The sequence below is a fragment of the Mycolicibacterium phocaicum genome, from assembly GCF_010731115.1.
In the GTDB taxonomy this organism is placed as follows: domain Bacteria; phylum Actinomycetota; class Actinomycetes; order Mycobacteriales; family Mycobacteriaceae; genus Mycobacterium; species Mycobacterium phocaicum.
In genome coordinates, this window is the sequence record NZ_AP022616.1 from 741,624 (window position 1) to 767,933 (window position 26,310).

The 26,310-nt window shown below is 65.3% G+C and carries 28 protein-coding genes and 3 pseudogenes; 9 read left to right on the top strand and 22 right to left on the bottom strand.

All coding sequences use genetic code 11. The features are described 5' to 3' along the window. Nucleotides 1-375: 375 nt before the first annotated feature. Together G6N46_RS03620 and G6N46_RS03625 are read right to left on the bottom strand one after the other, a co-directional pair. Nucleotides 376-951, bottom strand: a complete 576-nt coding sequence (locus G6N46_RS03620) for an ATPase (protein WP_138249312.1) — start codon at nt 949-951, stop codon at nt 376-378. After that, nucleotides 948-1,349: a TA system antitoxin ParD family protein gene (locus G6N46_RS03625; protein WP_064859148.1), complete on the bottom strand. Its 402-nt coding sequence runs from the start codon at nt 1,347-1,349 to the stop codon at nt 948-950. Before G6N46_RS03625 ends, G6N46_RS03620 begins: the two co-directional genes overlap by 4 nt. A 109-nt stretch (nt 1,350-1,458) precedes the next feature. On the opposite strand from G6N46_RS03625, the gene G6N46_RS28235 reads away from it, so the two are divergent. After that, a complete protein-coding gene (locus tag G6N46_RS28235) occupies nt 1,459-1,605 on the top strand; it encodes a hypothetical protein (protein ID WP_135356159.1) in 147 nt (48 codons plus the stop codon). Nucleotides 1,606-2,578: 973 nt separating this feature from the next. Further along, nucleotides 2,579-2,788 carry a hypothetical protein gene (locus G6N46_RS03630; protein WP_138250388.1) on the top strand — a complete coding sequence of 70 codons (210 nt, stop codon included), beginning with the start codon at nt 2,579-2,581 and terminating at the stop codon, nt 2,786-2,788. Here the strand turns inward: G6N46_RS03630 and G6N46_RS03635 are convergent. Next, nucleotides 2,769-3,702: pseudogene (locus tag G6N46_RS03635) on the bottom strand (IS3 family transposase). The gene G6N46_RS03630 and the pseudogene G6N46_RS03635 sit on opposite strands and share 20 nt — an antisense overlap. Next, entirely contained in the window at nt 3,699-3,989 is a 291-nt protein-coding gene (locus G6N46_RS03640) for a transposase (protein WP_103850853.1), read from the bottom strand. Before G6N46_RS03640 ends, G6N46_RS03635 begins: the two are co-directional and overlap by 4 nt. Nucleotides 3,990-4,236: 247 nt before the next feature. On the opposite strand from G6N46_RS03640, the gene G6N46_RS03645 reads away from it, so the two are divergent. After that, nucleotides 4,237-4,833, top strand: a complete 597-nt coding sequence (locus G6N46_RS03645; protein ID WP_235688625.1) for a hypothetical protein — start codon at nt 4,237-4,239, stop codon at nt 4,831-4,833. A gap of 22 nt (nt 4,834-4,855) precedes the next feature. Here G6N46_RS03645 and G6N46_RS03650 read toward each other — a convergent pair whose 3' ends face one another. The 12 genes from G6N46_RS03650 to G6N46_RS03700 all read right to left on the bottom strand — a co-directional run bounded on the left by G6N46_RS03650 (nt 4,856) and on the right by G6N46_RS03700 (nt 14,324). Beyond that, nucleotides 4,856-5,446 (bottom strand): hypothetical protein, encoded by a 591-nt coding sequence (locus G6N46_RS03650; RefSeq protein ID WP_138250390.1) that lies wholly within the window; start codon nt 5,444-5,446, stop codon nt 4,856-4,858. A gap of 31 nt (nt 5,447-5,477) precedes the next feature. Further along, the gene (locus G6N46_RS28530; protein WP_235688626.1) at nt 5,478-5,741 is read right to left on the bottom strand and encodes a hypothetical protein; all 264 of its coding nucleotides are present in this window, start codon (nt 5,739-5,741) and stop codon (nt 5,478-5,480) included. Nucleotides 5,742-5,779: 38 nt separating this feature from the next. Further along, the gene (locus G6N46_RS03655) at nt 5,780-6,400 is read right to left on the bottom strand and encodes a M48 family metalloprotease (protein ID WP_235688627.1); all 621 of its coding nucleotides are present in this window, start codon (nt 6,398-6,400) and stop codon (nt 5,780-5,782) included. Between the two features lie 10 nt (nt 6,401-6,410). Then, nucleotides 6,411-6,794 carry a BlaI/MecI/CopY family transcriptional regulator gene (locus tag G6N46_RS03660; RefSeq protein ID WP_138250392.1) on the bottom strand — a complete coding sequence of 128 codons (384 nt, stop codon included), beginning with the start codon at nt 6,792-6,794 and terminating at the stop codon, nt 6,411-6,413. A 131-nt stretch (nt 6,795-6,925) separates the two neighbouring features. Next, nucleotides 6,926-7,510 (bottom strand): DUF1942 domain-containing protein, encoded by a 585-nt coding sequence (locus G6N46_RS03665; protein WP_174814107.1) that lies wholly within the window; start codon nt 7,508-7,510, stop codon nt 6,926-6,928. Nucleotides 7,511-8,155: 645 nt separating this feature from the next. Beyond that, nucleotides 8,156-8,491 carry a hypothetical protein gene (locus G6N46_RS03670; RefSeq protein ID WP_138250394.1) on the bottom strand — a complete coding sequence of 112 codons (336 nt, stop codon included), beginning with the start codon at nt 8,489-8,491 and terminating at the stop codon, nt 8,156-8,158. A 15-nt stretch (nt 8,492-8,506) separates the two neighbouring features. After that, nucleotides 8,507-9,220 carry a hypothetical protein gene (locus G6N46_RS03675; protein ID WP_138250395.1) on the bottom strand — a complete coding sequence of 238 codons (714 nt, stop codon included), beginning with the start codon at nt 9,218-9,220 and terminating at the stop codon, nt 8,507-8,509. 1 nt (nt 9,221) lies between these two features. Further along, the gene (locus G6N46_RS03680) at nt 9,222-9,500 is read right to left on the bottom strand and encodes a type VII secretion target (protein WP_163692579.1); all 279 of its coding nucleotides are present in this window, start codon (nt 9,498-9,500) and stop codon (nt 9,222-9,224) included. A 131-nt stretch (nt 9,501-9,631) separates the two neighbouring features. Beyond that, nucleotides 9,632-10,165: a hypothetical protein gene (locus G6N46_RS29030; protein ID WP_235688671.1), complete on the bottom strand. Its 534-nt coding sequence runs from the start codon at nt 10,163-10,165 to the stop codon at nt 9,632-9,634. Between the two features lie 327 nt (nt 10,166-10,492). Further along, nucleotides 10,493-11,509 carry a TniB family NTP-binding protein gene (locus tag G6N46_RS03690; RefSeq protein WP_138250398.1) on the bottom strand — a complete coding sequence of 339 codons (1,017 nt, stop codon included), beginning with the start codon at nt 11,507-11,509 and terminating at the stop codon, nt 10,493-10,495. Beyond that, nucleotides 11,497-13,461 carry a Mu transposase C-terminal domain-containing protein gene (locus tag G6N46_RS03695; RefSeq protein ID WP_138250585.1) on the bottom strand — a complete coding sequence of 655 codons (1,965 nt, stop codon included), beginning with the start codon at nt 13,459-13,461 and terminating at the stop codon, nt 11,497-11,499. Before G6N46_RS03695 ends, G6N46_RS03690 begins: the two co-directional genes overlap by 13 nt. Before the next feature lie 125 nt (nt 13,462-13,586). After that, the gene (locus G6N46_RS03700; protein WP_234880755.1) at nt 13,587-14,324 is read right to left on the bottom strand and encodes a TnsA-like heteromeric transposase endonuclease subunit; all 738 of its coding nucleotides are present in this window, start codon (nt 14,322-14,324) and stop codon (nt 13,587-13,589) included. A gap of 298 nt (nt 14,325-14,622) precedes the next feature. Between G6N46_RS03700 and G6N46_RS03705 the strand changes: the two genes are divergently transcribed. Beyond that, nucleotides 14,623-14,826, top strand: coding sequence for a hypothetical protein (locus tag G6N46_RS03705; RefSeq protein WP_174814013.1), 204 nt, complete (start codon nt 14,623-14,625; stop codon nt 14,824-14,826). A 103-nt stretch (nt 14,827-14,929) separates the two neighbouring features. Here the strand turns inward: G6N46_RS03705 and G6N46_RS03710 are convergent. The 3 genes and pseudogenes from G6N46_RS03710 to G6N46_RS03720 all read right to left on the bottom strand — a co-directional run bounded on the left by G6N46_RS03710 (nt 14,930) and on the right by G6N46_RS03720 (nt 17,911). Further along, a pseudogene (locus G6N46_RS03710) lies at nt 14,930-15,702 on the bottom strand (ExeA family protein). 38 nt (nt 15,703-15,740) lie between these two features. Continuing rightward, nucleotides 15,741-17,202, bottom strand: a pseudogene (locus G6N46_RS03715) (DDE-type integrase/transposase/recombinase). Nucleotides 17,203-17,320: 118 nt separating this feature from the next. Then, nucleotides 17,321-17,911: a hypothetical protein gene (locus tag G6N46_RS03720; protein WP_061000565.1), complete on the bottom strand. Its 591-nt coding sequence runs from the start codon at nt 17,909-17,911 to the stop codon at nt 17,321-17,323. A gap of 57 nt (nt 17,912-17,968) precedes the next feature. Here G6N46_RS03720 and G6N46_RS03725 point away from each other — a divergent pair, with 57 nt between their 5' ends. Next, the gene (locus G6N46_RS03725; RefSeq protein ID WP_234880660.1) at nt 17,969-18,805 is read left to right on the top strand and encodes a DUF4436 domain-containing protein; all 837 of its coding nucleotides are present in this window, start codon (nt 17,969-17,971) and stop codon (nt 18,803-18,805) included. Between the two features lie 21 nt (nt 18,806-18,826). Here G6N46_RS03725 and G6N46_RS03730 read toward each other — a convergent pair whose 3' ends face one another. Then, nucleotides 18,827-19,873, bottom strand: a complete 1,047-nt coding sequence (locus G6N46_RS03730; protein ID WP_061001266.1) for an alpha/beta fold hydrolase — start codon at nt 19,871-19,873, stop codon at nt 18,827-18,829. Between the two features lie 265 nt (nt 19,874-20,138). On the opposite strand from G6N46_RS03730, the gene G6N46_RS03735 reads away from it, so the two are divergent. From G6N46_RS03735 to G6N46_RS28550, 4 genes are all read left to right on the top strand, one after another. Further along, nucleotides 20,139-20,879, top strand: a complete 741-nt coding sequence (locus G6N46_RS03735; RefSeq protein WP_011894084.1) for a TnsA-like heteromeric transposase endonuclease subunit — start codon at nt 20,139-20,141, stop codon at nt 20,877-20,879. 123 nt (nt 20,880-21,002) lie between these two features. Next, on the top strand, nt 21,003-22,967 hold the full coding sequence (locus G6N46_RS03740; RefSeq protein ID WP_005148662.1) for a TnsB C-terminal domain-containing protein: 1,965 nt from the start codon (nt 21,003-21,005) through the stop codon (nt 22,965-22,967). Beyond that, nucleotides 22,955-23,983, top strand: coding sequence for a TniB family NTP-binding protein (locus G6N46_RS03745; protein ID WP_005148661.1), 1,029 nt, complete (start codon nt 22,955-22,957; stop codon nt 23,981-23,983). Before G6N46_RS03740 ends, G6N46_RS03745 begins: the two co-directional genes overlap by 13 nt. A 298-nt stretch (nt 23,984-24,281) precedes the next feature. After that, nucleotides 24,282-24,827, top strand: a complete 546-nt coding sequence (locus tag G6N46_RS28550; protein WP_226522004.1) for a hypothetical protein — start codon at nt 24,282-24,284, stop codon at nt 24,825-24,827. 136 nt (nt 24,828-24,963) lie between these two features. On the opposite strand, the gene G6N46_RS03755 is transcribed toward G6N46_RS28550, so the two are convergent. Next, entirely contained in the window at nt 24,964-25,812 is an 849-nt protein-coding gene (locus G6N46_RS03755) for a cytochrome c biogenesis CcdA family protein (RefSeq protein ID WP_005148659.1), read from the bottom strand. Next, a complete protein-coding gene (locus G6N46_RS03760) occupies nt 25,809-26,309 on the bottom strand; it encodes a TlpA family protein disulfide reductase (RefSeq protein WP_225433764.1) in 501 nt (166 codons plus the stop codon). The genes G6N46_RS03755 and G6N46_RS03760 overlap by 4 nt, the downstream gene beginning before the upstream one ends. Nucleotide 26,310 lies beyond the last annotated feature (1 nt).

Consider the following 26,310-nt stretch of genomic DNA (forward strand, 5'->3'; position numbering starts at 1 on the left):
TGGCTATTTCCGCCGCCCCCGGCAGCGCCGCTACTGCTCTGCTCGGGTGGGGTCGCGATGACATTGGCGTTTCCCGGCGCCTGGCAGACGGTGGCACTGCCTTCATCCGCACACGGGGCGGAGCCGCCGTCTGCGTAAGCGGCCGGCGCGAGTACTACCGCGGCTGCCGCGCCAGCGGCGACAAGCGTCGACGCGATCGAGATGTTCGACAACATGAGTTCTCCTGTGGTGGCTGCGCATACGTTGCCGCTAAGAGCCGATCCAAAATATTCATGCCGCTTCGGGAGCGGTCAGGGCTCTGCGGCGTTCTCCTGTAGTGGCTACCCGTGCCCGACCGACGACAAACGTTGGGTCGACGGTGCGAGCTGCGCCGACCTACGGCCAGCGACTACGCAGCTGTTCCGGAGTCCACGACGGCCATCGGGGCGTGTCGACACTCAGCCCGCCACTCATCTGCGCGACGATCTGCGGTCCGCTGGCCGCGGAATTGTCGTAAATCGTTGCGCTGTCGACGCGAACGATCGCTGCAGCCACCAACGTCCACAGCCGGCGATACCGTTCCCGGATCTTCTCCTCGGGCACATCGTGGCCACCGGCGGCAACCCGGTAGCGGACGCGGTGAACGGCCAAGTTCTCCGGAATCAGCACAATGTGCAACACCACGACGTACCCCGCATGATGGGCCGCATCGATCAGCTCCAGCTTGGAGGGGTGCGAGAACACAGTCTCGGCGATGAATGAACGCCCCTGCTCGATCAACGCTTCCCGCGTCGCCGCGGCGATCCGCGCGGCCTCGTAGGCGTGGCCCAAAGCGTCGGTAGGCCAGCGCTGCTTGGCGATCTCATCCGCGTTGACGAACACGCTGCTCGGTAGCAGCGGAGCCAGCGTGAGTTCGACGAACGTCGATTTTCCGGCACCGTTCGAGCCGACGACGAGGTCCAGGCGTTTCACCGACGCAGCGAGTGCACCGCACCAACCACGGACTCGGTGCCGTCCGGGCGATGCTCGACGATCTGGCCGTCCTCATCCAATGCCACCGTGGTGATCCCACGAGAGGCGAGCACGGCACCGTAATCGGTGCGGGCCAGACTCTCCTCGATCGCCGCGGAAACCTCCGCATTGAACACCACGCCTTCTTCGGTGTTAAGAACGGCGATGTCGATCTGACCGGCGAGGGCAGCCTCCACCCTGCGTCGTGAAGCGGTGTGCTGGGTCGATACAGCGCGGCCCACCCGCGCCCAATGGTCGAGTTGCTGCTTGGCGGAGCGACTCTGCCGGGCACCCTCGGCGGCCGCGGCCTCGAACAGGTCAGCGGACACCCGGGTGACCCGATCGGCGACGTCGGACATGACCTACCTCCCGTGTAGCATGTTGCTACCAACGTAGCAGATTGCTACTGTACGCGTCATCTTTCCAGGGCACCGCCCGATAGAAGGGCCAGAGGCGGACAATTGCTCCATGTCCACTGCGTTCTGGATCGTCGTTGCAGTGCTTGCCGTTGGGACTATCGCCGGCGGGTTGTTGCGGATTCGAACCTGGTTACAGCAGCCAGCCCCGCCCGAAGCGATCGAGGCCGCACACCGTCACGACGACGAAAACGACTAGCAGCGTGAACCGAACACATACGTAGGGCCGGGGCGGGTGCAGCATCGGACCGCGACAAACTACTATTCGAGTAACTGACATAATGTCGATTATCGGCGTTTTGCTTTCAACTGGTGGGCAGCGCCGGCCCAGACGTCGGCCTCATCACCCCGTCGTCCGCCATTGCATTGGAAGACTTTCGGGGGTCGTCCCGCCATCCGGCGCGCACACTTCGCGGGAGCACGCTCGAGCACCGTTGGCGGGACACCGCTGCGCGTCTTGTCGCAACTTGATGCGCTGCGCATCAATGCCTCGATTACATGCCCAGGCGCAACCGTGCCGCCAACTCGGCAGCCCCCAGCGACGCTTGAGCGCGCGGGCCGGACTGAACCAATTTGTCACTGTGACGTTTTAGCCACGGCTAACCGGGTGCGCGAATATCACTGCAGCGCCCAGCCTTTCGATCCGAATTGGCGATCTGCCGTTCAACGCCGCGGTGTGCGCATGAGTGGCTCAAGCGCTGACTGGCCATCGATGTCCGTTCTCATTTGAACTGATGCAGTTACACAGCGCTGACCTGCGATGTATCAGATGGATCGATAACCGCGCGGTTGGTGGTTTCTCATTTGATCCGATACAGATTGGTCCTCCTATTCTGTAGCAGCTCAACGAACGACCATCGCATCCAGGTCGGAGCAACCAGGATCCTCAAACATCGATATCGGTCCCACACGGCCGCTCTCAAAAGTTGGATGCCCACGGTCATGCCCGTGCGACCGAACCGCAAACGCGGCCCGGACGATTCGGTGGCCTCGGCGGTCTGCTCGACCCACTCGGGGTCAGAATCCACGATGACAAACAGGGTCCAAGTCTTTGACGACACTCAATTGCTCGGTGGCGGCGAGCAAGGGCCTTGTCTACTATCTAGGTACGGAGATAGTAGATTGTGCTGTTTCCGGATGTCAGAGAAGTCTTGATGCGGGAAGGAGTCGCGATGCGTGAATTCCTGGTGGCGATCGCGCCCTTGGCGTGCCCGGTCGGGATGGGGTTGATGCTGTGGATGATGATGCGCGGCAACCACAGTGGCACTGAGGCCGAGCGTCCCGAGGTGGCGCAGCTGCGGGCTGAAATCGCCGAGCTGAAGGCTGCGCGGGTGTGGTTCCCCCGAGATCGTGGAGGGTTCCTTATGCCGCTTCCGGCGTGATGTTGGATTCCCTGATCTCGTAGTTGACCGGCGATAACCCATCGGCGGCGCTGTGCCGACGCTGGTGATTGTAGAAGGTGTAACACCAATCGATCACCACAGCCTGCGCATGAACGGTATCACGGAACATATTGCGGGACAACACTTCCCATTCCAATGAAGAGAAGAACGCTTCCGCGGCGGCGTTATCGAAACACGACCCCACGGCCCATCGACTGCCGAATACCCAAGGTCCGGCACAACGTGGTGAACACCTTCGCGGTATAAGTGCTGCCGCGATCGGTGTGAAATATGACCCGTTCGGACTCCTCATCGCGCCAGATCGCTTGGCGGCCACCGCGGGCAGCTACGGCCATGTTGATTGCCGCGCACGCCAACTCGGCATCCGGGTGCAGTCCCATCGCCGCCCCCAACAACCGCCGACTGTAGAGGTCGATCACCGTCGCCAGATACAGCTTCTGCCCGCACTCGGTGGGAATCTCGGTCATATCGCCCACCCATTTACAGTTCGGCGCGGCCGCAGTGAAGTCCCGTTTGACCAGGTCAGGGAACTTCGGTGCCGTCTGGTCCTGGCGGGTCAGGCCACCCCGGCGACGGATCTTGCGGGCCACCAACCCCTGACGGCGCATCGAATCGGCCACCGTGTTCTCCGACACCTGCCAGCCCAGATCCCGCAGGTCAGCGACCAGCCGCGGCGACCCATGCAACCCCTTTGCTCTGACAAATGCGGTGCTGACTGCCTCATCGAGTGCCACGCGGCGCCGGTCGGTGTCGGTGTGCACCCCATCATGGTTGCCGGCCCGGCCAAGCCACTTATAGAACCACGACACACCAACACCCAACAGCGCGCACGTGATCGTATGGGGCACACGGTATTTGGTCCTCTGGTCGGCGATGAAGCGTGCCACGCTCACTTCGTCGCCTCCTTCACCCACAGGACCACTGATCGCTTGAGGACATCACGCTCCATCCGCAACTCAGCCACCTCGGCACGCAGGCGCTTGAGCTCGGCAACATCGTCCTTGGACAGCTCACCGCGACCTTCCCGCGCTTCCCGCGCCCGGGTCACCCAGTTGCCCAGGGTGCCCTCGTTCACCCCCAGATCCCGAGCCACCGCCGCGATCGACTTACCCGTCTCCTCGACGATCCGAACAGCCCCCTCACGGAACTCCCGGTCGTACTTCTTCCGCTTCTCTGACATCGCTACTCCTTATAGCTGATGCCTCCACGGTCTCGGGGGAAGGTCACGGGAGCACCAGCTTTGATGCCGATATGGGGCGTCGGTATCTGTGTCCAGTTGGCCTAGGTAGCGAGATCGGAGAGACCGCATGGGAGCCACGCATCCGCGAGATGCGGCGAAAGCCGAACGGGCGCAGCGAAAAGCGATGGCGCATGTGCGCGATGGCGGACGCCGCGGCAGATGGGTCTGGATCGGCGCATTCGTTGTTGTGGCGGCGGCGGTGCTCGCGGCGGTGTTCGTCTGGCTACCGCACAATGCCCGCAACCACGCCAAGGTGGCGGCGACTGGCCTGGATCACCCGGCCGCAACGGTGGCGGTGGGCGCCAACAGGATGCCGCCGTGGCCCGCGCCACGTGATGCCGCCGGCGCTGTGGCTGCGGCGGGGTTGCCGATGTTGGGTGAAGAGGGCATGGTCGATCACGTTCACGCCCATGTCGATGTACTGGTCGACGGGCGGCCGGTGCCGGTGCCGGCGAACATCGGCATCGACTTGAAGCGTCGCACCATGAGCCCGCTGCATACCCATGACGACACCGGCGTCATCCATGTCGAATCGCCGGCCAGCCGGCAATTCAGCCTCGGTGAATTCTTCTCCGAGTGGCAGGTCAGCCTGTCGGCCATCAACATTGGCGCGTTACACGCTAGCGGCGGCAAGAATGTGCGGGTGTTCGTCAACGGCGCACTACAGTCCGGCAATCCAGCGGCGATCCTGCTGAAAGCCCACGACGAGATCGCCATCGTCTACGGTGCGCCGGCACCGGGTGAAACCATCCCGGCTACCTACGCTTTCGGGCGCGACGAGTGACTCGGCCGCACCGGGGCCACTACTAGTGGCCTCCTGGTCCCATCATGGGCCCGGGGCCCATCATCGATCCCGAATCGCCCATCGTGGACCGCATCCCGGCGGGCATGCCGTCACGCACGAAGCCGCTCACTTCCCGGGCGTGGGCTCGGATCGCGTCGGTGATCGCAGGATCGTCGGAGGTTTCCTCGGCCACCACACCGGTGTCGGTGAACGACAGTTGGCGGCGGTAGCCGCCTGCGTGCCGAAACAGGGTCGGCAGGCTCTCGCTCATGCACATGACCTCATTGCCCTGGTCAACGTGGGTGTACATGCTTGCCACGTGCGCTTTGAGTTGGGCGGCCAGTTCGGGGGCGCCGGATTCGGTGGTGGTGCGTACCCCGCCGGGAATGTCCTCGACGGTGCGGCGTAGTTCGGTGTGCCGCGCGAACATCTCCATGTAGCGGGCCATGTCGGCGCCGCCGACCCCCATCATCGCGCCGTCAGTCAACCGGACGCCCCGGGGTGATTCGACGATCCCGAGCACTGCGTAGGCCAGGCCCGCGACGGCACCAACCCCCAGTGCCGCCAGGGCGGCTCGGCGGGTCAGGTAACGAAAAGTCGTGTCACTGGCCATCTTCGGATCGTCCTTACCTCGACATGTGGTCCTATCCCATGCACAGCGCTGTGCCCGATGCCGCCAAGGCGGCGATGAACAGTGGCCCTGCGATGACCGTCACCAGCGCGGCGGCCAAACCCGCCCGCGCCGCCAGCCCTGTGCCGGCGGGCCCGGTCAGGCGGGCAGCACGGTCCAGCACGGCAACATCGGCCGCCCCGAGGGCTTCGGCCGGTGCCGCGCCGCACAGCGCGATCAGCCCGGACAGCAACGCGCGAGCACCATGATCGCGGACCGCGACATCGTCGGCGCACATCTCCAACAGCCGCGAAACCTGTTGGACGCCTTCGGTGATCAGCAGCAGGCGGGGAAAACCCGGGCCAGGGCGCGCATCCCCACCATCACCGTCAGATGGTGCCCGGCCAAGTGGGCGCGTTCGTGGGCCAGCACCGCCGCGCGCTGGCGGTCATCGAGCGCAGCCAGCGCGGCGCTGGTGAACACGATGGCCCCCGGGCGGCCCGTCACGCAGTAGGCCGCGGGCTGGGGCGCATCAATGACCACCACATCGGCGTCGGCGGTCGCGCGCCCGACCAGCCGCACATCGCGGGCGTGCTCGCGGGCACGATGGCGCAGCAGACCCGCTGCTCGCACCACCCGCACCGCGGCGATCGCGGCACCGGCGCCCGCCGCGGCGAGCGCACCGATCACCACAGCCTGCGCCGTGCTGTCCACGGCGCCGCTGGCCGCGCGGCACAGCCACATCAGGCACGAGACGATGAGGCGGTCCAGATGTCCCCAATGGCGGACCAGTTCGACGATCGTGATCGCGGCTGCGGCCACCCAGCTGGCCAGGACGCTGATGATCGCGGTCAGCCAGGCCGCCGCCCCTAGGCGGGCGCGTGCCCGCCGGCGGTGAGCCGGCGCAGCACGGGTGGCCCGGCCAGCAGCACCGCGAGGCTGTAGCCAAGCAGGCACACCACCGTGCTCACGGGGTGTCCGCCCGTTTGGCCAGGCGACGCAACGCGGCCCGCAGCTCCGCCGACTCCTCGGCACTCATGTGCTCCACGAAATGGGCCAGCACCAGATCGCTGTTGCCGCCGCCGTCGAGCGCGTCGCGCATCAGCCGGGCGCTGTGCTCCTCACGGGTCAGGACGGGCCGATAGTGGTAGGCCTTGCCGCGGCGGTCCCGGGTCAGCCACCCCTTGGTGTGCAGGTTGTCCATCGTCGACATCACCGTGGTGTACGCGATGTCGCGCTCGGCGGCCAGTTCGTCGAACACCTCCCGCACGGTGGTCGGCGAGTCCTCGTCCCGGTTCCAGATGCGGTCCATGATGACCGCTTCAAGTTCCCCGAAACCCCGAACCCGCATGCCCCACACCTCAAATTCATGTCGTGGCTTCTCGCCCATCTGGCCGGGCAGCGGAATGCTCGCCGTCCCGCATCGTTCTACGTAGCTACATAGTAGAACGGGTGCGCCGGATGTGCCCAGCGCCGCGGGTCCTACATTCCGTTGTTCATGCCTTTGTTGTCGCAGCAATCGCAGCCGCCGTCGCAGCAGGGGCAGTCGTCCATCGGCATGGGCATCGGCTTGGACATCATCGGCGCCATCGCCGCCATGTCGCACCACATCATCGCCGGCTTGGGCCCACCGGCGGAATACGTCACCATCATCGGGTCGGCCCCAGTCACGTCGAAGTACACCTTGCCCGTGGCACTCTGCCCCTGCGCGAGGGTGGCCGCCGAGATACCCGACGGGCTGGCCAGCTGCCACAACACCGGATACTGGGCGTGCTGTTCACCCATCGCGCTGAAGTTCGGGATCATCGGAGTCACCGCACCCGACACCGCCCGCACCGTCACGGTGGCCTCCCACAACCGCCCGGCCAGCGGGTATCCGGGAGCCGGGTCGGCGCTGGGGTGCAGACCGGTCAGCGTCCAGTCGGCCGCCGCGCCGCCACCGGCGTCGGGCAGGTGCTGCGCCGACCCCATCTGATGCGGACACGTCTCGGCCGCCGCGGCCAGCGGTGCCCCCATCATCGCCAAGCCGAACATCCCGGCTGCCGCCACCACCATCCGTCGAACCATGTACACCTGAACACGCCCTCTCACATAATCTACGTACGTACTACGTACATTAGTACCAGGTGTGCGGCGCTGCGGCGCCGGATCGGCGCGGGCGGCCGCCTCCCAGCGTCATGTGATCGATTTCGGTTCGGGCCATGCTGTCGGTGATGGCCATGACTGCGGCGGCGATGTCGACGTCCGATACCCGCGGCTCGGTGCTGTTGGGCGAAAAGGCTTTTCAGTCGGTCGATGTCACTGTCAGTGGGACGCCGCGGCATCAGCGCCAACATCGGTTGGCGCGTATAGCGTGCCGGCACCCATTTTGGTCGCCCCAGACTGCCAGCGGATCTTCTCCGAGCCTGCACGCCGGGGATATGATCATTTCGCCGATGGATGGGGAACGGTTGCTTCCATGTCTATCGTTAGGCGACCAAGTGGACGCAACCACGGTGTTAAGCAGCAGCATCGACCCTGAAGTCGCCGCCCCATCACATCAACAGCCAGATGCGGGCCGCCTGCGGATCACCGAGATCGGCCACCCACGGAGATGGTGGAGTCGCGGTGGGTGATGACCACAGGGCGCCTTTGCCGGCGGCCAGCACATCATCCTCAACTGGGACAGCCCGGCCAGCCACCCAGACTGCACTCAATCTGGCGTTGGTGTTGCTACCCGGCGTCCAACTGCTCGATATAGGCGTCGAGTGTCTGCTGGAAGTTCGGGCCGCTGCGCATCCGCATATAGGCCGCGTGCTCGATGGCGTATACCCCAGGAATAGGGGCGGCGAGGTGCTCAGCCAGGAGCGCGTCGTCAGGCTCGTTGTTGGCCAGGCCAGCCGATAGTCGCCGCTCGAACTCGCTCCGGAGTTCCTGTAGCGCTTCGGATTTGGTGGTGCCGGTCACTGACCAGTCCGATTTCGGGTACCAGGCCGTCCACGTCTGGTCGGTGTGCTGCTTGGCCTGGGGCCGCACTACCAGCACATATTGTGGTTCGTTGCCATCCATCGTGGGTGCCTCTCGTCAGTCCGGCCAGTGGCCACTGATGTCGGTCGGTGACGCGAATATTGAGATCGTGCCGTTCGGTAGCAATTCGCGGCACATGAATCCGCCACCAGGATGGTCTCGGCACCACACGATGCCCGTCGGCGGCGCCGAGTGCCAGCCGTCCAACTGGACCGGAGAGTCCGTGGGCTCGTCGAACCGCAGCTCACGCAGCGGGGCTAGCGCGGCCGTGATTTTGCCGGCTACCTCCCGGTCCGTCGCGGCGAGAATCGTTGCTCGCGAAACGATCTCGGCGGCATGCTCCTGTGCCTGTGCTTGCCGGGTTTCCCAGCCGCGCATCAGCACGGTGGTGGTCGGGTCGCTGACCGACAGGTTCTCGGTGACGACGAACTGCGCCTCTTGGGCGTCGGTGACCGCTTCCAGCACACGGCCTTTGGCCCACGCCAGCTCATCGGCGCCGTTGCGGGCAACACCCGCGGCGTCGTACAAGCAGTTGGCGGCACCGCGCACTTTCACCAGGTCGCCGAAAGTCCGGTCGGCCGCCGCATCGGCTGCGGGTCCTTCCCACACGGTGCCGCCTGGCGAGAGCGTGCCCTGGTGGATCACGGTGAAATGGTCCTCCCATCGCTGCGCGGCCGCCGACCAGTCACGGGCCGCGGTCTGCAGGTGCGTGGTGTCCCATTCGGTGATCTGCGACAGGCCCGGCAGCCCAGCGGTGTTGACGTTCGGCATCTCAGAGCTCCCTCGTCAAGTTCTGTGCAGACTCGTCGTCGGTCGTGTGGTAGAGGCCACTGGCGGTGCGCAGCTTGTACCCCGTTGACGTGGCTCGGGCGGCCAGAACTCCAGCTGCGGCGTGAAAGTCGGTGTAGGCGCCAGCGACTGCGGTCGCGGTAGCCTGGCGGGCCGGACCCGCCATGGGAGCGGGGACGATGTTCAGCGCGTTGCTCGCCTGGTCGCACTGTGCGGCCAGCACACCCAATCCCTGACTGTCAACTTCGATCACGTCCCCCACACAGTCAAGTCTACGTGCGGCGATCTCGGGGGCGGTATGTGTTTTAAGTGCTGTCGTCCACGCGGTGGGCGTTGGCACCGGTCTCGAGGATGTCGCCATCAAGGTGAGCCGATCGCGGATCGCTGTGTGGGCTAACCATTGCGGGCGCCATGACGTGAGCGGCGGATGATCTGTTGGTCGTAGAGCCAGCACCGCAGTGCTTCCTCGACGCTGTCAGTCTTCGGGTGGAACGCCATGTATGCACGGGCGAGAAACGCTGCGATGACAAGGTTTTCGTTGCCGGCGTTCAGCAGTAGTGGCCGATGGGCGATGATGGCTCCGGCGACAGTGATGACCTGCGGGTAGGTCGTCAGGTGTGTGCGTACGTCTTTGGCGGTAGCCCATCGTGCCGATGGGCTGGCGTTGGTGATATCGCACTCGGGCTGGCCGTCGAGGCGACGCTGCCGCATGACGATGCGCAGTGCGTCGTTCAGTGCGGCCTCGATGATGTCGGGATGATGGAGCCGGTGCAGGCGCGCGTGCCTCCTGGCGGCGGCGATCACGCCATGGTGGCCGGTCAGTGACACTTGATCATCCCAGGTGTTCGCGGACGGGCCGATCCAGCGGTAATGGCGATAACACGCGGTCACGTGGTCGGGAAACCAGCAGTGAACGGGTTCGTTCACGCCGCGCCGGGCGCAACACCAGCGGCACGCCGGCCGTGATCGTGCCCGTTGACGGGTGGCGTCACGCTCATCCGGGCGCAGGCCCCGCAATCGGTTCAGCAGTACCGCGGGCGGATATCCACTGAGCAATCCGAGACGCTCGGTGTTGGGATAGTAGTCACCCGGGCGGGCGGCGTATCCGCGTAAGTCCTGTGGCGCAACATGATTGGCGTGCGCAAGCCGCGTGATGAAGGAATGAACGGTTTCAAACTGGAATGCGGTGACCGGTCGCGGTAGAGCCCGAACAGCCGGTTCGGGCCAGCGCACACTCACCGCCGTCATATCTGATCAGCTGGCGCTGCGCTGCGCGGAGGTCTGGGCGGCGTAGTCGATGAGCACACTGTCCATCGATTCACGAGTGATCTGTTCGGTTTGATCGAGCATCGCCCGGATCGCAGCCGAACGGATCAAATGCGCCAGGCTGCCGATCATCCCGCCCGTGCGCTGATGAAGGTATTTGGCCTGCTTGACCAGGGTTCCAGGCTCGTGGCGATGCAGCCGCAACGTACTTTCCATGGCGGCGACCAACGGTTTCCACTCCTGGCCATACGGGAAGGCGGACGTGTTGATCACCGCGCACCTGCCGGCGAGTTGCCGGCCCCGGGTGCCGGTGAACACCCCAGAGCGTTCCACATCGATCCCGGCGTAGATGAACGTGGCGGGCAGGTGCTCGGTGAAGTACTTCAAATGGTCGGAAAGTTCTTCTCCGGCACGAGTATCGAGGTTCAGGTTATGAATCTCATCAACCACGACCACATCGGTGCGGGCGTCGATGAGCACCTGGCAGACCGCGTCAGCGATATCAGTGACATTCATCCGCGACCGGACCGGCGGCAGCCCGAGGAACCGGGCGAATTCCATCGCCAGCTTGCGGGGCGATCCTTTCGGGGGTGCGGTCACATAGACGACCGGGATGCGGGCGGTGTCAGTGAAACGGGCCCGTATCCGCAGCTCGTGGAAACGGCCGAGTTGTTTGATCGCGGTGGTCTTTCCGGTCGCGGCGCCACCGGAAACAATCAGCCCGCGCCGGGCGCCGATCTCGCGCTGATTGAGCAGCGTCAGCAACTGGCCTTCGTTGGTGATCTTCTGGATCGCCGAGGTAGTGACCACCACAAGTTCGGAGTGATGGGCCACCCGCGCCTCGTTGTAGGCCATCCGGCTCACATCGTCCAGCCCCGCCCATTCCTGCTCCGGTAGCAGCGTGAACTCGGGTCGGTCGGCATCGATGAACCGCCGCCAGCCCTCCAAAGTGGTGGTGGGTTGTCGTCGATCTTCGAGCTGACTGATCGGGCTCACCAACGCCATTGCTCAGCCTCCTTACGGGCATCGAACACGGGCAGCGGAATGACCTCGGCGATGTCGTCATCCTCATCGAATTCCTGCGGCCCAGCGGGCACAGCAGCCTCCGACGCCTCAACCGCGGGGCGTGGCCATGACGGATCGCCGGTGGCGCGGGTGCGCGCCGCAGTTCGTCGCGCCGCTGAACTTGCCGGTGGCGGTGTTTCATCGTCGCCGGTGGGGCCGTGTTGCGCGCGATCAAGAAGGGCGTCGGCCGCGGCGGCGATCTCCGATTCGGTGACGTGGTCGCGGCCGCGCTGGGCAACGATGATGCGGGCCTGGCGCCACGCCGCTTCACCGAAAGGAACGGGCGTGCTGCGCAGGTGTTTCCATACGGCGGTGATCCACCCGCCGTCGTGGTGATTACGCACCCAGATCCGCGACACGTCGTAGGGGTCGTAATGCACTTCCCACTGGCCGTTATGCGATCGCACGCCGGAGTCTTGCCGACGGTAGGGGTTCAATGCGCGGGCATCGTAGGTGCGGTTGTTGACCCGGATCCCGTAGGAGTTGATCGTGCGCCAGGTGGTCGGCAGCAGCTCGATGTAGTCATCGGCCGACAACGGCACCGGCACGTACCCGGCGATCTCCACCAATGCCGCGTATTTTTCGTTGGGGGTCAACGCCTTTCCTGGCGTCACCGGATCACGCAACCCATCGTGGGGGCGGTTCTGCCACACCGCGACGATCCACTCATCCAGGAGCGCTTGCAGTTCCAGCATCGACCAGACCGCCTGCTGGTCGGCGTTCTTGCCCCGGTATTCGACGCTGGAACCGACGTAGCCCGCGACGTGCTGGGCGAACAACGTCGCCACCGACTGCAGAGTGCGTTCCACTTTCGGCTTATCGGTGGGGGTGTCGGGGTGCGCGGGCTGCAGATTGATACCCAATGAGCAGCAGGCCTGCCGAAATGTTTGTGACAGAAACGCTTTCCCGTGATCGAACACGATCGTTTCGGGAGCGATCACCGGCCGTGCGGCGGCATCGGCTAGGCGCTGGTCGACATCGGTGAGGCTGCGGTGCGGCAGCACCGACCGCGACATCCGCAGCGCGTCCGACCATCCGGGACGCATCGGCTCGGGGGTCAAGGCCCTCGCCAACAGCAGCGCGGCATCAACCGACTTGGTCGTGGGCCGCAACACCGCCGCCACAATCGTGCGGGTTGCGCTATCGACCATGGCGGTCAGCTCAACCCGATCGACCACACCGTCGTCAAGGACGACCCGCACATCCAGTGGCGTCGAATCAATCTCGACCATCTCACCTGGGCGGGCAACCGTCACCGCGCCGAATGGGCCCTCGGGTTGTTTGGCCAGCGATCGGCGCGTACGCGCCGATCCGAAGGTGTGCCGGCCCTCAGCGAGGCGGTTAACCAGCCGATAGAACGTGGCCTGCGCCGGGACTTTCGGCGCGTTCTCGGGCCCGTATTCGGCTACCAGGGCCTTTTCCACGCGGCGGCGCAGCCGGCTTACCGTGCCGGTCGACATGTCGGTTTCCTCGTCGATCAGCCGCCGCACCACCGCGACCACGCGCTCATCGACGCGGCCTAACACCGGGCGGCGCGCCCGGTAGCGGCCGTCGACAAGGCCCAGCAGGCCCATATCCTCATACCGGCGGCGCTGGCGCTGCAACGTCAGCAACGTCATCTCCTCGCCGGCCGCGTGCAATTCGGCGAGCTTGGCGATCTCACGTTGGCGCAACGAACGCGTCGCCGGATCGAACTGTGGCCGGGGCGCCCATCCCGGTTCGATGCCAGGGGGGCGGCCGGTCAACACCTCCACCACGTGCCGCTCCCACCACTGGGCACGGCGGGCGACCTCATCAGGAACACCATCAAGCACGGCTGCCGACCACAACGCCGGCCGCGACCCAGCCAGCACCGCCAACGAGGGATCAGCCAACAGCGCCGACAACGACATCACGCGACGTTCGCCCACCGCGTCGATCAGCCGGACTGTCTGACCTGACAGGGTAGCGACGGTGAAAACCTGTGCACCCAACCGGATTTCGTCGCCCACCCCGATCACGCCGCTGCGCCCACTGGTCATGCTGCGGCCGCGACCACGGAGGTCTGATCGTCGAGCACCGACAGCGTCAAATCCGCCACCAACCGCCGGTGCCACAACAAGTGAAACAGCACAGGTAACGCCGCTACCTGGTTGCCGACCGCCTTCGCGCCCGCCAGCAACGGCCGCTCCTGGGCGAAATGTGCGAGCAGCTCGGCCGCCAGGCCCGGGCGCAGCACCCGCGAATGCCGGTAACCCGACAGCCACCGCAGGTTGGCCGCCAGGATGGGATCGAGCGCACCGACGCGGCGATAACGCCAACCCACGGCCGAGCACGCCACCTCGGACCAGGCAAACAGTTCGGCGTCGGCCGGCTTAATGCGGTCATCAGCGCGAACGTCAACGATCAACACGGTGCCATCAGAGCGCCGGACGTAGAAGTCCGGAACATGATGGCGCCCATCGGGCCAATGAATCCGAAACGGTTGCGAGGCAACGCCAATGACATCAGGGTCGGCGTCAAAAGCCATCACATGATCGCGCTCCAGCCACGATTCATAACCGACATGGGTGCGAGTACCGGTCAACCACCACGAACCAGGAAAATTGCGTTGCCCGCGAAACGAAGGAAACCGCCGGACCGGACCGCAATCGGTATCGAAACCGATCGCACAGGCTCGCTCCAACGGCAGCCGGGAGCGCTGACCATCCATGGCGACCTCCAGCTCAGCGCCGCAGAACGAATCGACCCGGGCACCCACAGCCAGCGTCGACATGCCCCAAAGATAATGCCTGTATCAGGTCAAATGAGAAAGGCACGCCGATATATCAGCTCATTTGAGAAAACAACAGATCAAATGAGAACGGACAATCGATATGACAACAGGCGAAAGTCGACCGCCATTCACCCCCCTGCCGTCTCGGGAAACCTGCCGCAATGCTATTCGTCACTGTGACGAATAGCATTGGGCCGCAACCTGGTTCAACCTTTCACCGACGATGCCATCGGGGTTTCGGCGCATCCGTGCAGAAACCTGACTTACACTGCTGTCAATTATGCGGGAGGGGTCGCCGATGAAAGTCCGGGTAGTCGCGAGTGTGGCGGTTGTCGTCGCCCTGTACCTCACGACAATCGCGCTGTACGCGAGGACCGGCCTCGGACACCCGAGCCAAATCAGCGAGCCGATACCGACAGCCGATGGCACCACCGTCACCATCTGTTGGCCGTCGTTGAAGATGACGATGTCGGCGTCATCGGTGTTGATGACGATGCACTGATGAGAACGCCCCGCTCGACTGTGGCGAGCGGGGCGTTTGTGATCTCGGTGACGGGATCCTCGTCGCGGTGACGTGGTCGTCGCCGTGGTGAAGCGGATCGGGTTCAGTCGGTTGCTGTTTCGCTGATGGCGATGCGGGCGGCTTTCTCCCCGACGATGGAGTGCCCGGCGGCGAACGCGGCCGTGAGCGCGTGCAGGGCGAGATTGTTGACCGCACGCGGATGTCCACGGGAGGCGTTGTGGATCAGGGTCATCGCGTCGTCGGCGAACAGCGCATCGGAGCGGCCGGCGATCTTGGTGTGATGCCCGATGTAGTCGGCGGTGTCGGCCGCTGTCATGCCGGGCAGGGTGTAGCGCACGGCGATGCGCTGATCCAACGCGGCCAGAACACCCAGACGCAGTCGGTGCCGCAGGGTGGGTTGCCCGACCAGGACCACGGCGAACGGTGAACCACTGTCCATGTCGTGGTTGGTCAGCAGCCGGATCGCTTCGAGTTGATGGTTGTCGAGCAGGTGGGCTTCATCGACGACTAACACGGGGTTGCGGCCACGTTCAGCGTGCTCGGCGGCCAAGGCGTCTGCGGCTTGGGGAGCCAGCCGGGCGGTGTGAAACGCCGGGGTGTGCCCGAGGGTGGCCACGATGTGGGTGAGCATGCCGCGCACCCCGATGGTGGGGTTGGCGAGGTAGATGATTACGTGCCGCGCCGGATCAAGGAGGTGGCTGCCGCGCGGATCGCGACGGTTTTGCCAGCGCCGACTTCGCCGGTGATGACGCCGATGGCGCATTGGTCCACACACCAGCCGATGCGGGCGATCGCTTCGCTGTGGCCGGGGTGGCGGTGCAGCATCGACGGCGCCAGATCCCGCCCGAACGGCATCCGTGTGAAGCCCCAATGTGATTGCAACCGTTGAATACTCACGCCGACACCCCGTCCTCGAACTCGTCCTCGGTGGGAGCGAGGTCGGTGATCGAGAGCTGAGCGGCGACCTGGTCGCCGTCGGAGTCGGTTCCGTAGAGGGCGTGATAGCCGATACGTTCATCCTCACGCAGCTGCTCGTGATGGGCGGCAGCGGTCAACGCCAGGTAATCGATCCCCGTCGTTGCCGGCGGGTCTCGACGGTCTCGGGTCGGGCTTTCGGGTGGGCATGGCGGCTGATGGTGTGCGGTGTCGCGGCACCGAAACTCTGGTCGCGGTGGCGGACCTCGACGGTCTGCAGGTCGAACGGGGAGAACACCAGCTCCACGCGGCGCCCGGCCAGGGCGGGTCGACCTGGTAGGTGTTGGAATGCAGGGAGACGGTGGCGGTCTTGGTCACCACCCGAAATTCCGACCACAAGAACGCCTCGGTCAGATCCGCCGCCGTCGGCAACTCCGGAGTGTGACCAAGGCGGTCCCAGCCGGTGTCCCAGCGCTCCAGTGGGGATTGCCCGGTCTCGGTATGGGTGCGGCGGTGGTATTCGGTCTCGACCCAGGCCATGAACAGCCGGTTGAGCTCCAACAGCGCACCGGTGTGGTCGACCCCGGCGGCGGCGAGGTCCTCGGTGGTGGTGTCGGTGACCTCAACGAGGAACTGCCCACGCACGGTGCGGAAGAACCGTTCAATCTTGCCCCGTCCCTGCGGGCGCCCGGGCGCCGAATGTACCAGTCGGATACCGAGTTTCGCGCACGCCCGCAGCAGCCAGGCATCGACGAACGCCGAACCATTGTCGACATAAATCGAGGCTGGCACGCCGCGGGCGGCCAGCGCGGGTTTGAGCGCGGCCGCCAGACGCACGGTGTCCTCGGCGAACCCGAACCGGTGACCGACCACCAACCGAGAATGGTCGTCGAGGAAGGCGAACAGGTAGGTCTTGCGGTCACCGACCCGCGGACCGTGCAGAGCGTCGCCGACCCACAGTTCGTTGGGGTCGGCGGCTTCGAACCGGCCGAACACCTCCCTGGCGCCACCGGCGGCCGGGCCCATCAGCTCGCAGCGATGGAAATGGCGCAGCAGGGTCGATTCCGAGGGTGCCCATCCGGTCGCGGTGCGCAGGATGCGGGCCACCTGGGCGGTGGTGCGTGACGGATTCTCCCGCTTCAACGAGGCGGCCAGCTCCAGCACCCCGACATCGGTGCGGGTGGCCAGCCGGCGCGGCTCGGGCACCAACGCTTCGAACCCGCCGGCCCGGTAGCGACGGATCCAACGGTCCAGGGTGGCTCGCGCGATCTGGACCTGGGTGCCGAACGGGTCGATATGGCGACGTTCGGCGATCTCGCGGACCAGCCGACCCCGTTGGCGGGTCGATAACCCCTCGTCCAGCGCCGGGCAGATCAGCTGATACCGGAACAGTCCGATCGCTTGGGCCCGCTCCCGACGCTTGTGCTCCTCCAATGACACCGCAGTGCCCTCCTCGCAGTCGAAGGCCCTGCCCGAAACCAATGCCGGGCAGGTGCCTTCGCGAGGATCACCGATCACGCCGCGCCGCGTCAGAGGCAACTGGTGTTGCGTACCGGACCTACCGCATCCAGGACCAGCCCGGTGAGAGCAGACGGCCGCCGCTGACCGCGACCAGCACCTGTGCCGGCGTCACCGCGCCCACCAATCCGGCCGGTCCGAACCGCTGCCGGATCGCCGCCGCCGCGGCGTTGACCGCCGCCACCACGTCACCCCAGGGACTGCTCCGCTCGTCGGGAATCGTCACATCGATCCCGACTCGAACCGCCACCATGAGGAACCGCGCCCGAACCGCCTCAAGTCGCCCGCCGGCCCGACGTAGCCAGCCGCGGACCGTGGCCGCCGGAACCCGCAACTGCTCAGCGATCTGCCGATACCCCTGCCCGTGGCCGCGCAGCGACAAAGACTCCCAAATCACCTGTGCCGCATAAGCCCTACGCAGCAACACCGTGACCGGCAACAACACATGGGTCACCAGACACGACCGGCACCGCGCCCGCCGCGGCCGAACCGCACCGGCCAGACCGACGACACGGCGAGTGCGGGCGAATCCCCAGCCGCCAAGAACACCCTGCGAGCACGCCGGGCAGCTGATCTGGCCAGCTGCCAACCGGGACTCGACGCAGACCAGATCAGCCTCTACCGTCACCATCAGTGCCTCCGTGCACTACAGCGCGGCACCCTGCGAGCCCGCCAAGACTTCGGCGGGGTGCCGCGCACCCATCAGTTCCTCATCACACTGATGGTGCACACCACCAAGCTCAAGCCGGCGGGCCACGCCACCGATCACATCGGCAAGATCAATGACGAATGGCCACCCCGTGATAGCCATCCAGAGAGACGGTCAACAACCATCGACCTGAACGAGGTCCATTCGGTCAAAGGCGACATGGTGGCCAACGTGACCGTCGTGCCCGGTCCAGCGCTGCTGGACCCGCAAACGCACAGTCTTACCGAAGACCTCAGTGTCGCAGTGCAATCCGCAGTGACACCGACCCGCCGCACATGGACGAAAGGCATGGTGCCCGACGTCTTTCCCGTCGCGCTGATCCTGTCCGGCGACCCTGGCAGCTATCCATTCGACCATTACCGCTCGGGCCCGATCACCGTCGAACTGTTCCGGGGTGCGTCACACGTACCGATACGAGTGACGCCCGCGTTCTTCGATCGGGTGCCCGGATGGATGTTCCACATTCCGGCCGGCAGCAACGACGCCGCACCGGGTGTCTACCGGGTCAAGGCGCAGCGCTCCCCCAGCACAGCCGCATTCGCCGCAGTCCTCGTCGGCGCGCTCGTCACGATTGCCGTACTAGGAGCGGTGGTCGCCGTACAGACCGCACGCAACCGCCGCAAGTTTCAGCCGCCCATGACGACATGGTTTGCCGCAATGCTTTTCGCAGTGGTGCCGCTGCGCAACGCGCTACCCGATGCTCCACCCATCGGGACGTGGATCGACGTGTCCGTAGTGCTCTGGGTGATCGTGACACTGGTGGCCTCGATGAGCTTGTACATCACGTGCTGGTGGCGCCACCTCAGGCCCGAATAGAACGGCCGCCGGCGGACCCTCCTAGCGCGTGTCCAGTTCCTTCAGGAAGTCGTCGATCGCCGGCCACGTCTCGGTGACACCGGCCGACAATGCGACCAAGCCGAGATGGCTGGCTTCCACAGTGGCGAACCGAACATCGGCCGACTTCAGCATGGTCACCCCGTTGTGCACGCATTCCCACGGCGCGATGGCGTCCCGGTGGCTGCCGAACAGTTGGATCGGCAGTGTCAATGACGTCAGGTCAAGGGTCCGGCCCGCAACATTGACGACGCCGGTGGCGATCTCGTCGTGGTAGATCAGCCGGCCCCACATCTGAGATACGGCGCGCCCCGGATATCCCGGAAACGCGTCCTGGAAGCGGTCGATCACTTCGGCTCTGGCCAAGGCTTTGGTGTTGCCCAGGTTGTTGAGGACGAACCACGGTCGTTTGAGTTCACGATCCCAGGACGTCGCGCGGTAAGCGGCCTGGACCACCGGGGCGGGCACCCCGCCCATGGCGCGCAGGACAGTGGTGACCGCATAGCCGTTGGTGGGCTTGGTGATTCGTCGGACTTCCGGATAGCCGGGGATCCGGCCGTAATCCAGCGGCGTGCCGATGCCGGTGATCGAACGGATGGGCAGGTCCTTGTTGGCAGCCGCAGTCAACAGGCTGAGCGTGCCGCCGAGGCTCCAACCGATCAGGTCGAGTTCCTCGGCCCCGGAATCGATGAGCACCCGCTCGATGGCTTCCGGCAGGATGTCTGCGAAGAAGGCCTCCAAACCGAGATGCCGGTCAGCCCAGCCGATTTCGCCGTAGTCGACCACGTACGGGGTACGGCCCTGTTCCAGTAGGTGCGCCACCAGTGATTGACCCGGCGACAAGTCGTAGCAGGTCGCCGAAGCGGCCAGTGGCGGTACCAGCAGAACCGGCACCAGTGCGGACTCGCGCCCGTCCGAATGGCCGTAGCGCCGCAGTTGGCGGTGCGGTTCATCGAACAGCACCGCGTGCTCGGTCGGTTCCGGTGGGCACACGCCATCGCCGAGGGTGATGGCGAACAGGTTGCGTGCCGAGGTCGCAAGCGAGGGCATGGTCGGGCAGTCTATCTTCTTCTACCCCGCACAGAATGGTTGGGAATAGGACGCATTCGTCACAGTGACGAATAATGCAGGGGTGCAGCGCGTTCCAATCTTCGTGATTCCAAAGCGTTCTCGGCGAGCCCGCCGCCAGTCGGCGTCCTGATGCCATCTCGTCATCTGGTGTCCGTTCTCATTGATTCTGGGGCATTCTCATTGAATCTGGGGTAAGTGCGTGTCTTTCTCATTGAATCTGGGGCACGAGGCTTAGCGTTTATGTGTGCTGACGTCGGCTGTTTCGGCTGGGCCAGGTGTAGCGAGTGCAGTGGACTTGGAGTTCAACACCCGCGAGGGATGCACGCGGCAATCGCTGGACCGATGTGCTGCAACCCGGTTTGAGTTGGACTGTTCACCAGTGCGGAATTTCCCCTCGTTTCGAGGTCAGCGTAACTTTCCCGGGCTGTGGTGGTTCGCCACAACCGGCGCACATGTAGGTCACGAGTCCTGGGTAGAACGTGACCAGTTGATGGCGTTGGATGCCGATCCGGATGTTGTTGGTGTTCTGTCGCAACCATTTTGGATTCATTGGCGTGACGGCACGCGGCATGCTCCTGACTACTTCGTGCGGCGCCGCGATGGATCTGTCGTCGTAGTCGACGTTCGTGAGGACGACCGGATCTCTGACGCTGATCGGGACGTGTTCGATCGGTCTGCCGCCACGTGCGCGATGGTCGGTTGGGATTACCTGCGTGTCGGTTCCCTCGATCCAGTGCTGCGGGCGAATCTACGTTGGTTGTCGGGTTATCGGCATCCGCGAGTATTGAAGATCGGTTTGGCTGATCAACTGGCGGAGGTCTTCGCTCGGGTCCGTCCGTTGATGGCTGGTGTGCACGCGGTCGGGACTCCTTTGGTGGTGCTGCCCGTACTGTTTCATCTGCTCTGGCACGGCCGTTTAGTTGCCGATCTGCAAGGAGCGGCACTTGGCGACGACACGGCGATTGGCCTCGGGACCGGGTGGTGACCTGACGTGCGAACGGGTGTCGTCCGAGAGGGAGACGAAATCCGTTTATCAGCAGGTGTTTTCACCGTCGTAACCCTGTCGGGCGGATCAGCTCGACTGGTTGACGCTGTCGGCGAGCAGATTGTGGTGCCGCTCTCGCAGCTGATGGTTGATCCGGCATTGGAATTGGTGTCGGGGTCGCGACCGCCACTGTGTTCTGAGGAAATGCTGGCTGGCATTCCCGAGGCAGCCGTCGAGCAAGCACGGTGGTGGGAGCGCCACATCGTGGAGATCCTCAGCGGCCGCCCGCCTGGGACGGCCGCGGGCATTCGTCCCCGCCCAGAGTTCGACACGGCGAAACGATCTCTGCGGCAGCGTGAGCTGGCCAAGTTGGACGAGCTGCGTGCCGCCGGCCACGACGTGAGTCGGAATGCGTTGCAGCGTCGCCGATTTGCCTACGAACGGGACGGGCTCCTGGGAGTGGTTGACGGGCGCCATAATCGGCGGCGCGCGGTATTCGGCCGTGTGGACGACCGTGTCGTCGCCGCGGTGCGGGATGCGATCGAGGGCGAGACCGACCTGTCAACGGGAACGGTGCAGCGTCTGCAACGGCGGGTCGCCAAGACGCTGGTGGCCACCTATGGTGCCGACGACGCGCCCGCGATGCCGTCGCAGCCCACCTTCTACCGGCTGGTCAAGCGCCTCGCGGAAGGACGGCACACGTTCGGGTCAGCACGGACGCGGCGATCGCTGTCCAAGCAGCCCGATGGCCCATTCGGGTCGATCACCGTGGTGCGCCCCGGCGAGATGGTGGAAATCGATTCAACCCTTCTGGATGTACGGGTAGTGCTCGATGACGGCATGGTAGACCGAGTCGAGCTGACTGCGATGGTCGACAACGCTACGCGGTCCATCCCGGCCGCGGTGCTGCGACCGACGACCAAAGCAGTGGACGCGTCACTGCTCTTGGCGCGGGCATTGACGCCCGAACCGATGCGCCCGGGATGGGCCGATGCGCTGCGGATGTCCCGGTCGGTACTTCCGCACCACAGCCTGACCAGTGTCGATCAGCGCCTGGCCGATGCTGCGGCCAGGCCGGTGATCGCTCCCGAGACGATCGTCTGCGATCACGGGAAAGCGTATCTGTCCCAAACATTTCGGCAAGCGTGCTGCACATTGGGGATCAATCTGCAGCCGGCTCATCCCGACTGCCCGACCGATAAGCCGAAGATCGAGCGGACATTGCAGTCGGTGGGCACCCTGTTCGCACAGTACGTGGCCGGTTACGTCGGTTCATCGGTGGAGCGGCGTGGGAAAAACGCCGAGGACGACGCGGTGTGGTCGATGATTGAGCTGCAGGCGCTGCTGGACGAGTGGATCATCGCGGTGTGGCAGAACCGCCCCCACGATGGCCTGCGGGATCCGGTGACGCCGGGGAAAGCGTTGTCTCCCAACGAGAAATACACTGCCCTCGTTGAGGTGGCTGGCTATGTACCGGTCCCACTGGACGCCGACGACTATATCGAATTGCTTCCCGTGCAGTGGCGCACAATCAACAGTTACGGGGTCCGGATCAACCATCGCACCTATGACGCCAAGGCGCTCAACCCATACCGGCGCCAGCATTCCGGGGTCGATGCCCGTAACGGACAGTGGGAAGTGCACTACGACCCGTATGACGTGTCGAGGATTTGGGTGCGCAATCACCACGAAGACGGATGGCTGGCCGCGACGTGGACGCACCTTCGGTCCTCGCCGGTGCCGTTCGGCGAGACACTGTGGCGCCACGCCCGCTCCGTAGCCGACCGCAGAGGGGCCCAGAAGACCCAGGAAGCGGAGATTGCGGCCATCGCGGAGGACTTGCTGGACCGCGCCGCCGCTGGGCCGCAGCAGCAGACGAAAGCCGAGCGCCGAGTGACTGGACGGACCAGCGCCGCGAGCGCCGGCCGGGACTGGCCGGACCCGACGGAATCATCCGAACATCATGGCCCGTCACCGTCGGAACGGGCCGCCGACAACGAGACTTTCGACGATGACGGCGAGATGGCGGAGGTCATACCCCTGCCGGTGTTTGATGCACGCAAGGAGGCCCAAACGTGGCGACTGTGACCGAGATTGCGGCGGTGGGTCAGTTAGAGGATCGCCGCCAGCCGACCACGACGCTGGAGGGCTGGCGGCGTTTTGTTGATGCCGATCCGCCGGAGTTCACGTTGCTCGCCGACGACGAGTGGGCCAGCCTCGGTGAGGACGAGCGGACGGCCTACAACGAGGCCCGGGTTGCGCATCATTCGGAGCTGGTGGTGGTCACCACGTCGGCGATCGAAGCGATCACCCATCAGGGCCGGCTGTTGACATTGCTCAACCAGCGCGAGATCGGGGCCCGGCGCGGGCTGATCATCTCCGGCGGGGCAGCGACGGGGAAAACTACGGCGATCAAGCAACTGGGTCGGTTTCACGAATTGCGCACCCGTGCACGGTTTCCCGGCGATGAGAGCCGGATTCCGGTGGTGTATGTGACGGCCCCGCCGAAAGGGTCGCCCCGCAAGTTGGCGATGGAGTTCGCACGGTTTCTGGGGCTTCCCACGCTCAATCAGCGGATGAACGTGACCGATATTTCCGATGCCGTGTGCCAGGTGCTCATCGATGCCCGTACCGACATCGTGGTGGTCGATGAAATCCACAACCTCAACCTCGACACCCGCGCCGGCGAAGAACTGTCCGACCACCTCAAATACTTCACCGAGCATCTGCCTGCGACATTCGTTTACGCCGGGATCGAAGTGGAACGCTCGGGGCTGTTCACCGGCACGCGGGGACGGCAGTTGGCCGGCCGTTGCGGGGTGATCCACACCAGCGCATTCCCCGACGCCAAGGAGTGGCGACAACTCGTCGCCGCCATGGAAGGTACCTTGCGTCTGCATCGACACGAACCGGGAAGCCTTGTCGCCCAGGCCCGTTACCTGCACCGCCGCACCGGCGGGATGATCGGCAGCCTGGCCCACTTGATCCGGGCTTCAGCAATCCAAGCGATGCTCGACGGCACCGAGCACATCACCCGCGAGGCCATGGACGATATTTTGATCGACTACGCCGCCCACACGGCCGCGGCCCGCACGGCCAGCTGACGTGGCAACTGTCAGGCCGTGGCCGCGCGGACCACGCCAGCGGCTCCCGCGAACGATCGCACCGTTCCGTTGGGAAGCCGTATCGTCCTACATCGACAGGCTGGCCCGCGCCAACCATATCGGCGTCTCCACACTGCGCGGCCATGTCGCCGAATCATGCGCAGCCCGGCCGCGACCGGACTGGTTGGCCGTCGTCAGCGGCCAACCTGAGCAGGTAATCCGGTCCCGTCTCTGCGGGCTTGCTGGCGACCCCACCGCGCTCAAGCAATATCTCCGCCGCCCTTTGTGTCAAAGATGTATGGCACGCAAGGGAATACACGAACCCGTCTACTGCTACCTGCCTGCACATGTCTCCGTATGCCACCGTCACCGACGCTGGATCGGTTCACCAACGCGCGTTCTTGACGACCAGGTGGATCTTCGTGACCGGCCCACGGTGCTCAGTGCCGGGCGCACGCATCGGCGCTTGGCCCGTCAGTATTCAGAGGTCGACCTTCATGACGCCTTGGGCGACGCCCGCCACATCCTGGTCTTCTGGGCTCACGCAGAGCGTCACGTGGCGGCGGGGATTCTGCAGAATGGCCTAGAAGCGCACGTGGTGGCCTACCCCGATGTGATCGCCGTAGCCGCAACATTGCTCACAGCTCGCCCTCGGGTTGAACAGCCCAGGACGCCAACGGAACCCGCCTGGCCGACGCTACTGCTCGACCGCATCAACGAACGCACCGGCGCCCACCATGCCGACGCCACCCCCGTCGAGCAATGGGCGCAGTACCGACGCCTATTCGCCACTGCCGTATTGACGACACGCTCAGACGGCGCAGAACTGGCGTGTCGCGCTTAGGGGTCGGCAGTCTTGAATGTGCCTTATCAGTAAGGCACTTGTGGTGTGCATCTGACTGTGTCCGACGGTTGTATCTATCGGCTTTCTAATCGTTAGGGACAGTGGTATCTGGCTGGGTGTATCGGCCGGTGAATCATCACCGGCGGCGCTGCTTGCCGGTGATTGGCCGGCGGTGGGTGGTCCAGTACGCGGCCACCGCGCTGACCACCACAGCGAAGGCGGCAATGACGCTGGCCGGGAGGGCGTGGTCCTGCAGCCATCCGGTCGCGGTGGCCGACCAGCCGGTGAGCAGGTTGCCGCCGCTGGCGGTGTGCCCGGTGGCCGCGGGCAGCCAGTACCACGCGAGGTAGGCGCCGGTGGCGATGAGGACAACGGCGGTGACGCGGGTCCCGTGGCGGGCGAGGATACCCAGATGCCGGGTCAGGGCCGTGCCGGCGATGGCGGTGCCGACGCTGACCAGCATCAAGATGGTGGCGGCACCGGCTGTGTATGCGGTGAACACTGCCAGCAGACCGCCCCATCCGCTGGTGGCCTGGGCCTGGGCGATCACCGCGAGCAGTACCCCGAAGGTGCAGGACAGTGACGCCAGGGCGTAGCCGATTCCGGCCGCGAGCACACCACCGGCTGTTGGGGAGTCCGGCCGATGACGCGTCCGGGCAGGCATACGCAGACCGATGGTGCGGCCGGTGAGCATGAAGCCGCCCAAGATGGCCAGGGTGAGCCCGATCGTGATCCCGAGCCAGGGAGCAGCCGTCACCAGGGTCCGGGCACCGGCACTGATCGCGATACCGGCGAGGGTGAGGGTGCCGGTGAACCCGATGGTCAGGACGGCCCCGGTGCGCAGTGCCCGGGCCAGCCGCACGAGCACCGCATCGGTGCCGCCGGTGGCGATGGTGCCGGTGATCCACGCCGGTAGCAGCGCGAACCCGCAGGGGTTGACCGGGGCGAGCATGCCAGCGGTAAACGCGAGCGCGAGCAGGTTCACCGTGCGGCGCTGCTGCCGAGGGCGGCCAGGATCTGATCCTGGGACGGGGCGTGGCCGCGGTAGCTGATCTGCCCGGACGGGTCGATGACGAGGGCGGTGGTCGGCGCGGTCACCTGGTAGCGGCTGGTCAGGGCCCCGTTAGTATCGACGACCGCGGGCAGGCTGGTGCCGCCGATCTGGTCCAGGAAGTGGCGAACATCGGCGGGTTTCTCGGTGGGGACGATGTCGACGGCTAGGAACTTGGCGCTGCCTCCGGCTTTCTCCACGGCCGCCCGAGCAGCGGCCAGGGATTTACCGCCGCCGACGCATTCGCCGCACCCGTAGGAGAAGAACAGGATCGCGGTCGGGGCGGCAGCGGGCAGTTCGACGGTTTTGCCGTCCACCGTGGTCAGTGTCGCCGCCGTCGCCTGGGTTGTGGCGTTGGCGTGTGGCGGTGAGGTCGGATTGCTGGTTGTGGCCGATTGGCCGCACGCGGTCAGCGCGCCCGCTGCCAGCATC

What these genes read in the sequence shown, in the direction of transcription:
- G6N46_RS03690 (WP_138250398.1), bottom strand. Translation starts at nt 11,509, where the DNA reads ATGGCGTTGGTGAGCCCGATCAGTCAGCTCGAAGATCGACGACAACCC.
- G6N46_RS28550 (WP_226522004.1), top strand. Translation starts at nt 24,282, where the DNA reads ATGGCACGCAAGGGAATACACGAACCCGTCTACTGCTACCTGCCTGCA.
- G6N46_RS03625 (WP_064859148.1), bottom strand. Translation starts at nt 1,349, where the DNA reads ATGTCCGACGTCGCCGATCGGGTCACCCGGGTGTCCGCTGACCTGTTC.
- G6N46_RS28530 (WP_235688626.1), bottom strand. Translation starts at nt 5,741, where the DNA reads ATGTGCGCCGACGATGTCGCGGTCCGCGATCATGGTGCTCGCGCGTTG.
- G6N46_RS03640 (WP_103850853.1), bottom strand. Translation starts at nt 3,989, where the DNA reads ATGTCAGAGAAGCGGAAGAAGTACGACCGGGAGTTCCGTGAGGGGGCT.
- G6N46_RS03705 (WP_174814013.1), top strand. Translation starts at nt 14,623, where the DNA reads ATGAAAGTCCGGGTAGTCGCGAGTGTGGCGGTTGTCGTCGCCCTGTAC.
- G6N46_RS03650 (WP_138250390.1), bottom strand. Translation starts at nt 5,446, where the DNA reads ATGGCCAGTGACACGACTTTTCGTTACCTGACCCGCCGAGCCGCCCTG.
- G6N46_RS03730 (WP_061001266.1), bottom strand. Translation starts at nt 19,873, where the DNA reads ATGCCCTCGCTTGCGACCTCGGCACGCAACCTGTTCGCCATCACCCTC.
- G6N46_RS03665 (WP_174814107.1), bottom strand. Translation starts at nt 7,510, where the DNA reads ATGGTTCGACGGATGGTGGTGGCGGCAGCCGGGATGTTCGGCTTGGCG.
- G6N46_RS03720 (WP_061000565.1), bottom strand. Translation starts at nt 17,911, where the DNA reads ATGGTGACGGTAGAGGCTGATCTGGTCTGCGTCGAGTCCCGGTTGGCA.
- G6N46_RS03695 (WP_138250585.1), bottom strand. Translation starts at nt 13,461, where the DNA reads ATGTCGTTGTCGGCGCTGTTGGCTGATCCCTCGTTGGCGGTGCTGGCT.
- G6N46_RS03630 (WP_138250388.1), top strand. Translation starts at nt 2,579, where the DNA reads ATGCGTGAATTCCTGGTGGCGATCGCGCCCTTGGCGTGCCCGGTCGGG.
- G6N46_RS03760 (WP_225433764.1), bottom strand. Translation starts at nt 26,309, where the DNA reads ATGCTGGCAGCGGGCGCGCTGACCGCGTGCGGCCAATCGGCCACAACC.
- G6N46_RS03660 (WP_138250392.1), bottom strand. Translation starts at nt 6,794, where the DNA reads ATGCGGGTTCGGGGTTTCGGGGAACTTGAAGCGGTCATCATGGACCGC.
- G6N46_RS03700 (WP_234880755.1), bottom strand. Translation starts at nt 14,324, where the DNA reads ATGTCGACGCTGGCTGTGGGTGCCCGGGTCGATTCGTTCTGCGGCGCT.
- G6N46_RS03675 (WP_138250395.1), bottom strand. Translation starts at nt 9,220, where the DNA reads ATGCCGAACGTCAACACCGCTGGGCTGCCGGGCCTGTCGCAGATCACC.
- G6N46_RS03670 (WP_138250394.1), bottom strand. Translation starts at nt 8,491, where the DNA reads ATGGATGGCAACGAACCACAATATGTGCTGGTAGTGCGGCCCCAGGCC.
- G6N46_RS28235 (WP_135356159.1), top strand. Translation starts at nt 1,459, where the DNA reads ATGTCCACTGCGTTCTGGATCGTCGTTGCAGTGCTTGCCGTTGGGACT.